Raw genomic sequence first — 12,606 nt, 5'->3', positions numbered from 1 at the left:
GCGGACGGCAGGCGGCAGGCGGCAGGCGGCGGACGGCGGACGGCGGACGGCGGGCGGCGGGCGGCGGACGGCGGACGGCGGACGGCGGACGGCGGGGGCAGCGTCGCGGGGTCGGGCGGGGCACGGGGCCGCGCGCACGGACGAGTACGGACCTCACAGCATCCCCGGCAGAGCCTGGCCCGCGACCATGCCCAGCAGGCCGAACAGGGCGGCCGGCGGGGGCGCCGGGGACTTCACCTTTCAGGGCGGCGTACAGCGCGCCCACGAGAGAGCCGGCGAGCAGCGCCCATACGTACGCAACCGTGCCCTCAGCTTCGCGTGCGCCACTGGTGGTCGGGCAGGAAGGTCACGTCGTACTGCTGCGGCACGGTACCGAACTTGTGCGACTCGGGCACGAACGGCCGTCGCGGCAGCCCGAGTTCGCCGGTGTCGGTGCCGAGGGTCTCGAAGAACCGCTCGAAGGTGCCGCCGGGACCGGCCGCGACGCCGACGATCTGGCTGTGGTGGCGCTCGATGCGGTAGGCGTGCGGGCAGTTCTTCGGTACGAAGCCGAAGTCGCCGGCGGTGAGCAGCTTCTCCTCCTGCTCGCCCTGGAGGTCCTCCACGAAGAGCCGGACGGCGCCCTGCGTCACGAAGAAGACCTCGTAGGTGTCCGGGTGGGAGTGGGCCGGGATGATGTCGCCCTTGGGGCCCTCGCAGGTAAAGAAGTTGAAGGTGTTCTCGGTCTGCGGTCCGCCCGCGTAGACGGTGATCAGGTCGCCGAAGAGGTGGGCGCGGTCGCCCATGCCCTTCTCGATGAAGTAGGGCTTGCCCGGTTCGGCGGGGATGAGGGAGTGCGAGCGCCTGGCGAATTCGATGGTCACGGAAGCCTCCGATCGATTCTTCCGTCAGGCTACCTGACGTTTCGAGTGGGCGTCAGGCTACCTGACACATGAAGTCGGCAACAGCCCCGTGAACAGCTCCGTGCGCGAGAAATGGCGGAATCACCTGGCGAAGCTGCCCGTATGCTCGGAGCCGAAGGAACCCGAGGAGACATGACGGAAGCCGTACAGAACCTGCCCCTGCTGCTGGCCGGAGCCAAGCGCTGGCTCGACGACGCGCTGACGGCGAGCATGCGGGCGGCCGGCGAACAGCCGCTGAGCAGCGCCCAGGGTCAGGTCTTCGCCCTCCTGGACGCGGAGGGCACCACGGTCGCCGAGCTCGCCCGCCGCCTCGGCGTCACGCGTCAGACCGCCCACCAGGCCGTGCACGGACTGCTCGCCCTGGGTCTGCTGGAACAGGTGCCGGACCCCTCCTCGGCACACAACCGCCTGATCCGTATCACCACGGAGGGCACCCGCGTCCACCGACGTGCCCAGGCCACCCTCGACGTCATCGAGGACGTCCTGGCCGACCGCATCGGCGTCGCCCAGGCCACGGCACTGCGGACCGCCCTGACCCTGCCGCGCGGCGAGCCGCCGGTCGTGGAGGCCCCGTGAACAGGCGACGGCACAAGAAACTGTCCCGGCGTCTCGTCGACGCGACGCTGATCGGCGACATCGCACTGGTGAAAGCGGTACTCCGAGCCGGAGCACCGGCCGAGACGGCCGACGCCGCGGGCACCACGCCGCTGTACCAGGCCTCCGTGAACGGGGCCGCCGACATCGTCCGCGTACTGCTGGCGGCCGGCGCCTCGCCCGACACGGAGAGCGGGATCGGCTCGGAGGGCACACCGCTGTGCGGGGCCGCCTGCTGGGGACACACCGAGGCCGTCCGCGCACTCCTCGAACACGGCGCCGACCCGAACCTCCGGGAGGACCACGGCACGGGCTGGGCACCGCTCGACTGGGCGTCGAAGGGACCGTATCCGGAGACGGTGGACCTGCTCGTCGCGGCGGGGGCACGCCCGCGGTCGTGATCCCCGGCGCGAAGGGCGGCACGGGGCGCATCCGGCGGCGCGGCACAGCACGGCGCGGCACAGCAAAAGAGCCTTCACGGTTTTCTCGCCCGTGAAGGCTCTTCACACCGTCGGGACGACAGGATTTGAACCTGCGACCCCTTGACCCCCAGTCAAGTGCGCTACCAAGCTGCGCCACGTCCCGGTCTGCTGACGCGCGGCGAACCGCGCGATCACGCGGACAGCACTTTACCCCACACCCCGGGCCACTCCTAAGCGGGCGCGGGCGGGGGACAATCGGTCCCATGGACAGCCCTGCCGACAGCCCCATGGACAGCACGGCCGCGAACCGTCCGGTGGACGCGCGGGACCGCGACGACGAGGGCCGGGCGCGCAACGCCCGGCCCCGGGACGGCCTCGGCCGCCCCTTGCCGTACGGCGAGGACGGCGTCCCCCGCCAGCCGGAAGGCGTCGTACGTGCCCCCGAGGAGACGGTCGCCGAGGCACAGCGGCTGCTGGACGCGGGGCGGCCCTTCCACGCCCACGAGGTGTTCGAGGACGCCTGGAAGTCGGGTCCCGAGGAGGAGCGGGAGCTGTGGCGGGGGATGGCCCAGCTGGCCGTGGGACTCACGCACGCGGCTCGCGGCAACGTCACCGGCGGGGCCAGGCTGCTACGGCGCGGGGCCGGGGCGGTGACCGCGTGGGCGGCTTCGGCGTCCGGGCGGGGGCGGCCGTACGGGATGGACCTGGACCGGGTCGCCGGGTGGGCCCGGGAGCTGGCACAGGACGTGGAGGGCGGCGCGACCGTGGACGCGGGGGCACGGGCACCACGGCTGCGGGGCTGACGCCGGCCCCGCCGCAGCGCTTGAGAAAGTCTCGCCGCAGCGCTTGAGGAAGTCTCGCCGCAGTGGTGAGGACAACCCCGCCGCAGTGCTGAGGGCAGCCCGGCCAGGGCGTTGTCAGTGGCGTACGGCAGACTCGTGGCGTGCGGAAGATTCATGTGATCGGTATCGGCGCGGGCGACCCCGAACAGCTCACCTTGCAGGCGGTCAGGGCGTTGCGCGGCACGGACGTGTTCTTCGTCCTGGACAAGGGCGAGGTGAAGGCCGACCTGGTGCGGCTGCGCCGGGACATGCTGGAGACGCACATACCGGAGGGGACGTACCGGATCGTCGAGGCGCGCGACCCCGAGCGGGACCGGAGCGCGGGCGGCACGGCGTACTCCCCCGCCGTCGGGGACTGGCGCAGTGCCCGCGCCGGCATCTACGAGCGGCTGATCGCCGAGGAGCTGGGCGAGGACGAGAGCGGTGCCTTCCTGGTGTGGGGCGACCCGGCGCTCTACGACAGCACGCTGGGCATCCTGGAGGAGATCCTGGAGCGCGGCACGGTGGCCTTCGAATACGACGTCGTACCGGGCATCAGCAGCGTTTCCTCACTCGTCGCCCGGCACCGGACCGGGCTGAACCGGGTGGCGCGGCCGGTGCAGATCACCACCGGGCGGCGGCTCGCGGAGGGCTTCCCGGAAGGGGTGGACGACGTCGTGGTGATGCTCGACGCCCACCAGACCTTCCGGCAGTACGCGGACCAGGACATCGACATCTACTGGGGCGCCTACATAGGCACTCCGGACGAGATCCTCGCCTCCGGCCCGATCGCCGAGGCCGCGCCCCGCATCGAGCGGCTGCGCGCGGAGGCGCGGGAGCGCAAGGGCTGGATCATGGACACGTATCTGCTGCGGCGCAACCCCGGCGACGGCTAGCCGGACCGGCTGCCCGGCCCGGCCCGACGGCCGCACCCGGGCGGACCGTCCCCGCATGCGTGGCCGGTGCACCGGTGTGATCGTGACCGTGTGACAGTCGCCGAGGAAACGCCACGGAACGCCGCCGCCCAGCCGCCCGTGCTCGACAAGCGCCGCCGCAACGTCGTCTTCGTCACGATCATGCTGGGCATGCTGCTCGCGGCCCTCGACCAGACGATCGTCGGCACCGCGCTGCCGACGATCGTGTCGGACCTGGGCGGCGGCGAGCACATGTCGTGGGTGGTCACCTCGTACCTGCTCGCCGAGACCGTGGCGACGGTGCTGGTCGGCAAGTTCGGCGACATGTTCGGCCGCAAGGTCGTCTTCCAGGTCTCGGCGATCGTGTTCATCACGGGCTCGTTCCTGTGCGGGCTGGCCACGAGCATGCCGCTGCTGATCATCTGGCGGGCGATGCAGGGCGTCGGCGCGGGCGGTCTGATGGTCACGTCGATGGCGCTGATCGCCGACGTCATCCCGCTGCGGGAGCGCGGCAAGTACCAGGGCGCCATCGGCGCGGTGTTCGGGGTGGCGACGGTCATCGGGCCGCTGCTGGGCGGGCTGTTCACCGACCACCTGTCCTGGCGCTGGGCGTTCTACGTCAACGTGCCCATCGCGATCGTCGTCGTCATCGCCGCCGCGCGCACCATCCCGGTGGTGAAGTCGGCCGCCCAGCCCGTCATCGACTACCTGGGCATCGCGCTGGTCGCGGTGGGCGCGAGCGCCCTGATCCTGGCGACCAGCTGGGGCGGGAACGAGTACGGGTGGGGTTCGGCCGTGATCATCGGCCTGTTCGCGGGCGGGCTGATCGCGCTCGGGCTGTTCTGCTGGGTGGAGACCCGGGCGGCCGAACCGATGCTGCCGATGCGGCTGTTCTCCAACCCGGTGTTCACGGTCTGCTCGATCCTCAGCTTCATCGTCGGCTTCGCGATGCTCGGCGCGCTGACGTATCTGCCGACCTATCTGCAGTACGTCGACGGCGACTCGGCCACCGTCTCGGGCGTCCGCACGCTGCCAATGGTGGCCGGGCTGCTGATCGCCTCGGTCTTCAGCGGCAGCGTGGTCAGCAAGACGGGGCGGTACCGGCTGTTCCCGATCGTGGGCACCCTGGTGATGGGCGTCGGCCTGTATCTGATGTCGCTCATGGACCCGTCCACGGGCGCCTGGCTGGAGTCGCTGTACATGTTCGTGCTCGGCACGGGCATCGGCCTGTCCATGCAGGTGCTGACCATCGCCGTGCAGAACACCGTCGACTACGCCGACCTCGGCACCGCGACCTCCGGCGTCACCTTCTTCCGCACGCTGGGCAGCTCCTTCGGCACCGCCGTCTTCGGCACCATCTACGCCAACGCGCTCGGCCCCAACCTGCGGGACGGCGTCGCCGCCGCCGCGGGGACCGGCGCCGCCGATCCGGCCGCGATCAGCAGGGCGGCGACCAGTCCGGAGGGCGTGCACCGGCTGCCGCCGGACGCGTCGGTGCCCATCGTCGGCGCGTACGCGGACACCATCCAGACCGTGTTCCTGTGGACGGTCCCGGTCGCGGCGCTCGGCTTCCTCGTCGCGCTGTTCCTCAAGCAGGTCCAGCTGCGCGACAGCGCCCGGCTGGGTTCCACCGACATGGGCGAGGGCTTCGCCTCACCGCACGACGCCGACAACAGGCGGGCGCTGGAGGCCTCCGTCGGAAAGATCATCGGCAGTACGGAGCTGGACACCGCGCGCCGGATCATCGCGGACAGCGACACCCGGCTCGATGTCGCCGGCGCTTGGGCCGTCATGCAGGTCGACCTGTTCACGCGGTTGGTCGGGCACGCCAGCCTCGGCCTGATCGCCGCTCGCCGCCGGCTGCCGCCGGAAGTGCTGCTGCCGGTCTTCGACCGCATGGTCGAGGAGGGTTTCCTGACCCGCCACGGCTCCCTGCTCTCCCACACCGAGGCGGGCGCCCGCGAGGCCCTGGTCATCGGCCGGGCCTGGTCGGCGTGGCTGGAGGACCGGGTGGAGCAGGACATCGGCCGGCCCTCGGACACGGACCTGCGTGCCGCGGTCGACTCGATCGCCAAGCGCCTGCTGGTCGAGGACCTGAGCAGCGGCCTGCCGGACCACGTGCGGCAGCCGGTCACGGCCCGCTGAGCCCCAGCCGCTCCAACCGCTCCAGAACCGCCGGCACGTCGGACACCGCCTCCGCGCCGGTCGGCAGCGGGGGTCTGCGGACGACCACCACCGGGAGGGCCAGCTCCCGGGCCGCGGTGAGTTTGGCCGCGGTGGCCGCTCCCCCGCTGTCCTTGGTCACCAGTACGTCGATGCGGTGGTCGCGCAGGAGGGCCGTCTCGTCGGCCTCCGTGAACGGGCCGCGGGCCAGCAGCACGCGGGTGTCCGGTGGGAGGGGTGGCTCGGGAGGCTCCACCGAGCGGGCGACGAAGTGGTGGTCGGTCAGGTGCGCGAAGGCCGCCAGGCCCAGTCGTCCGGTGGTCAGGAAGACGCGGCGGCCGAGGTCCGGCAGCAGGTCGGCCGCCTCGGCGAGGGAGGCGACCGGGTGCCAGTGGTCGCCGGGTCCGGCCTGCCAGCCGGGGCGGCGCAGGGTCACCGCGGGGATGCCGGTGGCCGCCGCGGCGCGCACCGCGTTCGCCGTGATCGTCCCGGCGAACGGGTGGGTCGCGTCGACGAGAGCGTCCACGTGCTGCTCGCGCAGCCAGGCGGCCAGCCCTTCGGGTCCGCCGAAGCCGCCGGTCCGCACCTCCCCGGCGAGGGAGCCCGGCCGGGTCACACGTCCCGCGAGGGAGGTGGTGACGCGGACGCCGGATCGCGCCGCCAGCTCGGCGGCCAGGCTACGGGCCTCGGTGGTGCCGCCGAGGATCAGCACGTGCGGGGACGGGGGCAGGCGGGACATGGCGTCGAGACTAGGGCCTGTCCGGCGGATCAGGTCGCGGGAAAGGCACGGCGCCTGCCCTACGGTCCGTCAGGTCAGTAGGAGCTGGAGGCCCCCCACCACCGTCGCCGCGATCACCAGCCGCTCGAACAGACGTTGGTTGATCCGGGTCACGGCCCATTTGCCGATGAACGCCCCGGGCACCACGAACACCACGAGCGCGGCGTCGAGAAGCAGCGAGCGGCCGTCGATCAGGCCGAGGCCGGCGCTGAAGGGCAGCTTGGAGACGTTGACGATCAGGAAGAAGAAGGCCGAGGTGCCGAGGAAGCCGAGCTTGCGGAAGCCCGCGGAGAGGAGATACATCGACATCACGGGGCCGCCCGCGTTGGCGACCATCGTGGTGAAGCCGCCGAGGACGCCGTACGAGCGGGCCTTCACGCGGCCGGTCCGGGAGGTGATCTCGTCGGGCTGCCCGTCCGCGTCGGCGGCCTGCCGTCGGCGCCACATCGTCACCCCGGCCATGAACAGCAGGATCACACCGATCGACGTCCGGACGATCGCGTCGTCGGCCCACACCAGGAACAGGGTGCCCGCGACCACGCCGACCGCCACCGCCGGGAACAGCCGCCACAGCGTGGGCCAGTGCGCGTGGCGCCGGTAGGTGAGCACGGCCAGGATGTCACCGGCGATCAGCACCGGCAGCAGGATGCCGGTGGAGGCGCGGGCCGGCAGGACCGCCGCGAAGATCGCGAGGCTGACCGTGTTGGCCCCGCTCACGGCGGTCTTGGAGAAGCCGACGAGCAGGGCCGCGAAGGCGAGTGCGGCGAATTCCCAGCCGGTGAGGTGCCACAGCGTCATGGTGTCCATTGCGGGCACCGATGCTATGCGCATCTATCCGTGGCCCGTAAGCACCGTCTCGCCAGATGATCCTTAGCGGTCCGCGTAAAGCACCCGGAGTTCCCGCTTCAGCACCTTCATGCTGGGTCCGAGCGGCAGCGCGTCCGCGAACTCCACGCGGCGTGGGTACTTGTACTTGCCGAGGTACTGCCTGGACCACTCGGTGACCTCGGCGGCGTCCGGCGTCGTGTCGGGGGCCGGGACGACGACGGCGCACACCTCCTCGCCGTGCAGTTCGTCCGGGAGGCCGATGACGGCCACCTGCGCGATGCCGGGGTGGCGCATCAGCACCTCCTCGACCTCGCGCGGGTAGACGTTGTAACCGCCCCGGATGATGATGTCCTTCTTGCGGTCGACGATCCGGAGGTACCCCTCGTCGTCCTTGGTGCCGAGGTCCCCGGTGCGGAACCAGCCGTCGACGAGCGCCTCGGCGGTGGCCTCCGGGCGGCCCAGGTAGCCGGAGAAGACGTTGTGGCCGCGTACGACGACTTCGCCCAGCTCACCGGGCGGCAGCAGCTCGACGGTGCCCTCGGCCTCCGCGCGGGCGATCTCCACGTCCACGCCCCACAGGGGGTGGCCGATGGTGCCGGGCTTGGCGCCGAACACCGGCTGGTTCACGGCCGCCGCCGGGGAGGTCTCCGACAGCCCGTACCCCTCGAAGACCTTCGCACCGAAAGCCGCCTCGAACCGCTCCAGGACGGCCACCGGCAGCGAGGCACCGCCGGAGATGCACACCCGCAGGGCGGGCAGAGCCTCTGCCCCGGCCGCCGCGGCGGCGAGCGCGACGAACATGGTCGGCACCCCGTGGAAGGTGTTGACGCCCTCCCTCACCATCAGCTCGATCGCGCGCTCCGCGTCGAAGCGCGGCAGCAGGACGAGGGTGGCTCCGGCACGCCAGGTGGAGTTCAGGGAGACGGTCTGGCCGAAGGCGTGGAAGAGCGGCAGCGCGCCGAGTGCGACGTCGTCGGGTCGGATGTCGTTGGCGTCGAAGGCGTTGACGGTCGCGTTCATCACCAGGTTGAAGTGGCTGAGCACGGCGCCCTTGGGGACGCCGGTGGTGCCGCTGGTGTAGAAGACGACGGCCGGGTCGTCGGCGTCGCGGGTGACGTAGGTCGGCAGTGGCTCGGCGTCGGCCGCGAGCTTGTCGAGCTCGTCGCCGAGGGTGATGACCCGTACGCCCGCCTCCCGCGCGGCGGCCGCTCCGGTCTCCGCCTGTGCCGGGTGGCACAGCAGCAGCGTGGCGCCACTGTCCCGCAGGACGTGCTCGACCTCCGTCGGTGACAGCAGCAGGTGGACCGGGACGACGACGCCACCGGTCGCGGCGATGGCGTAGTACGCCTGCGGGAAGTCGGCGGTGTTCGGCGCCATCAGCGCGACCCGGTCCCCCGGGCGGACCCCCAGGCCGGTGAGGGCGCCGGCCTGGGCCCGGGCCCGCTGCTACACCTCGGCGAAGGTCAGCCGCAGGTCGCCCTCGACCAGCGCCTCCTTGTCGGGACGGCGCCGGGCGTTCTCGGCGAGGATGGCGGCGACGGAGAGGGTTGCCATGGGGTGTTGCTCCGTTCCTTGCTGCGGCTCTGCAGAGGGGGTGGGGTGGCGTGCGGGCGAGTCGGGGGTACCGTTCGGAACTTGCCGGGGTCGCGGGGCCGACCCGGTCCGAACGACACCCCCTAGTGCCGCTCGACCAACACCGCGCTGCCCTGCCCCACGCCCACGCACATCGTGGCGAGCCCGCGGGCCGCTCCCGTGCGGCGCATGCGGTGGAGCAGGGTGGTCAGGATGCGGGCGCCGGAGCAGCCGAGCGGGTGGCCCAGCGCGATGGCGCCGCCGCTGGGGTTCACGAGGTCGGGGTCGATGCCGAGCTGGTCCACGCAGGCGAGGGCCTGGGCGGCGAAGGCCTCGTTGAACTCGGCCGCCGCGAGGTCGTCGACGCTCCAGCCGGCGCGGGCGAGGACCTTGCGGGTGGCGGGGACCGGGCCGATGCCCATGACGTCCGGGTGGACGCCGGCCGAGCCGCCCGCGACGTAGCGGCCGAGGGACTCGAGGCCCAGGTCGTTCAGGGCCTCCTCGCTGACCAGGAGGAGGCCGGCGGCGCCGTCGTTCATCGGGGAGGCGTTGCCCGCCGTGACGGTGCCGCCGGCGCGGAAGACCGGCTTGAGACGGCCCAGCTTCTCGACGGAGGTGTCCTCGCGGACGCACTCGTCGGCGTCGACGACCACGCCGTCGGGGCGTTCGAAGGGGAGCAGTTCGTCGTCGAAGTGGCCGCATCTCCGGGCCTCGGCGGCGAGGCGGTGGCTGCGCAGGGCGAACTCGTCCTGGCGTTCGCGCGGGATGCCGTACCGCTCGGCGACCTCCTCCGCGGTCTCGCCCATGGCCAGCAGACCGTGCAGGTCCTTCATCGCCGGGTTGACCAGGCGCCAGCCGATCCGGGTGTCGGCGGTCTCGATGCGGTGCGGCAGGGCCTCGTCGGGGCGGGGCAGCACGAAGGGGGCGCGGCTCATGGACTCCGAGCCGCCGGCGAGCACGATGTCGGCCTCGCCGGCCGCGATGGTGCGGGCGGCGGTGGTGACGGCCTCCAGGCCGGAGGCGCACAGCCGGTTCACCGTGGCGCCGGGCACGGACTCGGGCAGGCCCGCGAGCAGGGCGGCCATGCGGGCGACGTTTCGGTTGTCCTCGCCGGCCTGGTTGGCGGCGCCCCAGTAGACGTCGTCGACGCGGGCGGGGTCGAGCGCGGGCACGTCGGCGACCAGGCCCCGGATCACGGCGGCGGCGAGGTCGTCGGGCCGCACGCTGGACAGGGCGCCGCGGAGCTTGCCGATCGGGGTGCGGCGGGCGGCCGCGAAGTGGACGGGACGCACGAGGGGACTCCTGACCGTCACTCGGTCGCCGGGCGGCGAACGAACACTCGAAACGAACACTTAACTCGAAACGAACACTTAATTAGCACTGCTAGTTTTGGACTATAGACCGCCGGACTGCTCCCTGGGAAGATCCTCCGGTGACCTTCACCGACGCAGCTGGAGGAGAGATGACCGAGGCCCGCGAGCACGTACTGACCGGAACGCGGGGACGGCTCACCGCCCGCGAGTGGCCCGCCGAGCGGCCCACGTACGTGGCGCTGCTGGTGCACGGATACGGCGAGCACATCGGCCGCTACGACGAGGTGGCCGGCGTCCTGACGGAGCACGGTGCGGCCGTGTACGGCGCCGACCACACCGGGCACGGGCGGTCGGACGGCGAACGGGTGCTGATCGAGGACTTCGAGGACGTGGTCACCGACGTGCACACCGTGGCCGAGCGGGCCCGGACCGCCCACCCCGACCTGCCGGTCGTCATGATCGGGCACTCCATGGGCGGCCTGATCGCCTCCCGCTACGCCCAGCGCCACCCCGGCGAGCTGACCGCACTGGTACTGTCCGGGCCGGTCATCGGCGACTGGGAGCTGCCGCGCACGCTGCTCGCCCTGGCGGAGATCCCCGACACCCCGATCAGCCCGTCCTCGCTCTCCCGGGACCCGGCGGTCGGCGCGGCGTACGCGGCGGACCCGCTGGTGTGGCACGGCCCCATGAAGCGGCCGACGGCTCAGGCGTTCGTACGGACCCTGGACACCGTGGCCAAGGGCGGCGACGTCGGTCGGCTCCCGCTGCTGTGGGCCCACGGCGACGACGACCGGCTGGTACCGCTGCCCGGCAGCCGCGTAGGCGTCGAGCGGCTCAGCGGCGGCGACCTGACCGAGCGCGTCTACCCGGGCGCCCGGCACGAGATCTTCAACGAGACGAACCGGGCGGAGGTGTTCACCGACGTCACGCACTTCCTGGACGGCGTACTCGCCCGCTGAGTGCCGGGCGTTCGCCCCGGAGCACGAGCGGCGGCGTTTGCCCTGGAGCCCCATGGGCACCCGCGCCCCCATGGAGTGGTCGCGCCGCGCCGCCTGCGTGGATGAGGACCCCGAACTGTTCTTCCCGGTGGGCACGGCCGGACCGGCTCTGCGGGACACCGAGGCCGCCAAGGGCGTCTGCGCCCGGTGCCCGGTGAGCACCCAGTGCCTGGCGTTCGCCCTGGAGCTGGGGCAGACGTCGGGCGTGTGGGGAGGCACCGGCGAGGAGGAGCACGTCGCTCTGCTCCGTACGACCGCGCAGTACGCACATGCGTACGACTACGCACATACGCACGACGAAATGAGGGGCAACTCATGGCCGACGCCCTCGAACTCGACGCGCTGTGGGAGGACTTCCACCGCGTGGTGAACATGACCTCCGCGGAACTCTCGGACTGGCTCCGGGTGCGCGACTCCGGCGAGCTGACCGAGCCGCTGCCGGACGACGCCGGCTCACCACTGGGGCAGCACGTCCTCGCGATCCTGCAGAAGCGGCGCACGGACCTGACGGAGGACGACCTCCGGGCGATGCGCAAGGTCGTGGACACCGTGACCTCGCAGACCGACCTGGAGAACGAGCCCCGGTCCGAGGACACCCGGCTCAGGCACCGGCTCATGACGGTCGGTCACGACCCGCTGAAACCGTAGCCGTGAGCCGTGACCAACGGCGGGTCGTACGGGAACTCGTCGACGCGCACGGGCAGACGTACGCCGAGGAGGCGGGCATCCGGCTGAGGGACACTCCACAGCCGCTGTACCGGCTGCTCGTCCTCGCCCATCTGCTCAGCGCCCGCATCAGCGCTTCGATCGCCGTGGCCACCGCCCGTGCCCTGCACGAGGCGGGGCTGCGCGACCCGCGCCGCATGGCCGGCGCCGAGTGGCAGGAGCGGGTGGACGCGCTCGGCCGGGGCGGCTACCGGCGCTACGACGAGCGCACCGCCACCCAGCTCGGCGACGCCGCCGAACTGCTGACCGAGCGATGGGGCGGGGACCTGCGCCGGCTCCGGAAGGAGGCGGACGGCGAGGTGCCCGAAGTGCGGCGGCTGCTCCAGGAGTTCCCCGGGGTGGGACCGACCGGCGCGGACATCTTCCTGCGCGAGGCCCAGCGCGTCTGGCCGGAAGCCGCGCCCTACCTGGACCGCAAGGCCCTCCAGGGCGCGGAACACCTCGGCCTGCCGGGCGATCCCGACCGGCTCCTCGACCTCGCCGGAAAGACGGAACCGGCCGTCCTCGCGGCGGCGCTGGTGCGCGCGTCGGTCGACAAGGAGGTCGCGCGGGACACGCTCGACCGCGCCGGGTGA

The 12,606-nt window shown here is 72.4% G+C and carries 13 protein-coding genes, 1 tRNA gene and 1 pseudogene; 9 read left to right on the top strand and 6 right to left on the bottom strand.

Going from position 1 to position 12,606, the window contains the following annotated elements; genetic code table 11:
* Positions 1–308: 308 nt before the first annotated feature.
* Complete coding sequence (locus ACFCZF_RS34685; protein WP_376675015.1) at positions 309–863, bottom strand: quercetin 2,3-dioxygenase; 555 nt, start codon at positions 861–863, stop codon at positions 309–311.
* A gap of 171 nt (positions 864–1,034) precedes the next feature.
* Here ACFCZF_RS34685 and ACFCZF_RS34680 point away from each other — a divergent pair, with 171 nt between their 5' ends.
* Positions 1,035–1,478 (top strand): MarR family winged helix-turn-helix transcriptional regulator, encoded by a 444-nt coding sequence (locus tag ACFCZF_RS34680; protein WP_376675014.1) that lies wholly within the window; start codon positions 1,035–1,037, stop codon positions 1,476–1,478.
* Positions 1,475–1,897 (top strand): ankyrin repeat domain-containing protein, encoded by a 423-nt coding sequence (locus ACFCZF_RS34675; protein WP_375920167.1) that lies wholly within the window; start codon positions 1,475–1,477, stop codon positions 1,895–1,897. Before ACFCZF_RS34680 ends, ACFCZF_RS34675 begins: the two co-directional genes overlap by 4 nt.
* A 110-nt stretch (positions 1,898–2,007) precedes the next feature.
* Here ACFCZF_RS34675 and ACFCZF_RS34670 read toward each other — a convergent pair.
* A tRNA-Pro gene (locus ACFCZF_RS34670) sits at positions 2,008–2,081 on the bottom strand.
* Between the two features lie 100 nt (positions 2,082–2,181).
* Here ACFCZF_RS34670 and ACFCZF_RS34665 point away from each other — a divergent pair.
* The 3 genes from ACFCZF_RS34665 to ACFCZF_RS34655 all read left to right on the top strand — a co-directional run bounded on the left by ACFCZF_RS34665 (position 2,182) and on the right by ACFCZF_RS34655 (position 5,798).
* Positions 2,182–2,721: a DUF309 domain-containing protein gene (locus ACFCZF_RS34665; protein ID WP_376675013.1), complete on the top strand. Its 540-nt coding sequence runs from the start codon at positions 2,182–2,184 to the stop codon at positions 2,719–2,721.
* Between the two features lie 140 nt (positions 2,722–2,861).
* Complete coding sequence (cobF, locus tag ACFCZF_RS34660) at positions 2,862–3,635, top strand: precorrin-6A synthase (deacetylating) (protein WP_376675012.1); 774 nt, start codon at positions 2,862–2,864, stop codon at positions 3,633–3,635.
* 90 nt (positions 3,636–3,725) lie between these two features.
* Complete coding sequence (locus tag ACFCZF_RS34655; RefSeq protein WP_376675011.1) at positions 3,726–5,798, top strand: MDR family MFS transporter; 2,073 nt, start codon at positions 3,726–3,728, stop codon at positions 5,796–5,798.
* Here the strand turns inward: ACFCZF_RS34655 and ACFCZF_RS34650 are convergent.
* The 4 genes and pseudogenes from ACFCZF_RS34650 to ACFCZF_RS34635 all read right to left on the bottom strand — a co-directional run bounded on the left by ACFCZF_RS34650 (position 5,785) and on the right by ACFCZF_RS34635 (position 10,286).
* Complete coding sequence (locus tag ACFCZF_RS34650) at positions 5,785–6,555, bottom strand: cobalt-precorrin-6A reductase (protein ID WP_376675010.1); 771 nt, start codon at positions 6,553–6,555, stop codon at positions 5,785–5,787. The two genes, ACFCZF_RS34655 and ACFCZF_RS34650, sit on opposite strands and share 14 nt — an antisense overlap.
* 69 nt (positions 6,556–6,624) lie before the next feature.
* The gene (locus ACFCZF_RS34645) at positions 6,625–7,401 is read right to left on the bottom strand and encodes a sulfite exporter TauE/SafE family protein (protein ID WP_376675009.1); all 777 of its coding nucleotides are present in this window, start codon (positions 7,399–7,401) and stop codon (positions 6,625–6,627) included.
* Between the two features lie 63 nt (positions 7,402–7,464).
* Positions 7,465–8,976, bottom strand: a pseudogene (locus ACFCZF_RS34640) (long-chain fatty acid--CoA ligase).
* A gap of 122 nt (positions 8,977–9,098) precedes the next feature.
* On the bottom strand, positions 9,099–10,286 hold the full coding sequence (locus ACFCZF_RS34635; RefSeq protein WP_376675008.1) for a thiolase family protein: 1,188 nt from the start codon (positions 10,284–10,286) through the stop codon (positions 9,099–9,101).
* A gap of 170 nt (positions 10,287–10,456) precedes the next feature.
* Here ACFCZF_RS34635 and ACFCZF_RS34630 point away from each other — a divergent pair, with 170 nt between their 5' ends.
* The 4 genes from ACFCZF_RS34630 to ACFCZF_RS34615 are packed head-to-tail and all read left to right on the top strand — an operon-like array spanning position 10,457 to position 12,606.
* Positions 10,457–11,266, top strand: coding sequence for an alpha/beta hydrolase (locus ACFCZF_RS34630; protein ID WP_375920230.1), 810 nt, complete (start codon positions 10,457–10,459; stop codon positions 11,264–11,266).
* 52 nt (positions 11,267–11,318) lie between these two features.
* Positions 11,319–11,675 carry a WhiB family transcriptional regulator gene (locus ACFCZF_RS34625; RefSeq protein ID WP_376675007.1) on the top strand — a complete coding sequence of 119 codons (357 nt, stop codon included), beginning with the start codon at positions 11,319–11,321 and terminating at the stop codon, positions 11,673–11,675.
* Entirely contained in the window at positions 11,621–11,953 is a 333-nt protein-coding gene (locus ACFCZF_RS34620) for a DUF3140 domain-containing protein (protein ID WP_121745745.1), read from the top strand. The genes ACFCZF_RS34625 and ACFCZF_RS34620 overlap by 55 nt, the downstream gene beginning before the upstream one ends.
* A 2-nt stretch (positions 11,954–11,955) precedes the next feature.
* On the top strand, positions 11,956–12,606 hold the full coding sequence (locus tag ACFCZF_RS34615; RefSeq protein ID WP_376675006.1) for an endonuclease: 651 nt from the start codon (positions 11,956–11,958) through the stop codon (positions 12,604–12,606).

Origin of the sequence: Streptomyces sp. NPDC056296, assembly GCF_042268605.1 — a bacterium.
In the GTDB taxonomy this organism is placed as follows: Bacteria; Actinomycetota; Actinomycetes; order Streptomycetales; family Streptomycetaceae; genus Streptomyces.
This window is presented reverse-complemented; position numbering and strand designations above follow the sequence as displayed.

Coding starts and splice junctions, on each gene's coding strand:
- ACFCZF_RS34680 (WP_376675014.1), top strand. CDS start 1,035: ATGACGGAAGCCGTACAGAACCTGCCCCTGCTGCTGGCCGGAGCCAAG.
- ACFCZF_RS34665 (WP_376675013.1), top strand. CDS start 2,182: ATGGACAGCCCTGCCGACAGCCCCATGGACAGCACGGCCGCGAACCGT.
- ACFCZF_RS34650 (WP_376675010.1), bottom strand. CDS start 6,555: ATGTCCCGCCTGCCCCCGTCCCCGCACGTGCTGATCCTCGGCGGCACC.
- ACFCZF_RS34645 (WP_376675009.1), bottom strand. CDS start 7,401: ATGGACACCATGACGCTGTGGCACCTCACCGGCTGGGAATTCGCCGCA.
- ACFCZF_RS34630 (WP_375920230.1), top strand. CDS start 10,457: ATGACCGAGGCCCGCGAGCACGTACTGACCGGAACGCGGGGACGGCTC.
- ACFCZF_RS34625 (WP_376675007.1), top strand. CDS start 11,319: ATGGGCACCCGCGCCCCCATGGAGTGGTCGCGCCGCGCCGCCTGCGTG.
- ACFCZF_RS34620 (WP_121745745.1), top strand. CDS start 11,621: ATGGCCGACGCCCTCGAACTCGACGCGCTGTGGGAGGACTTCCACCGC.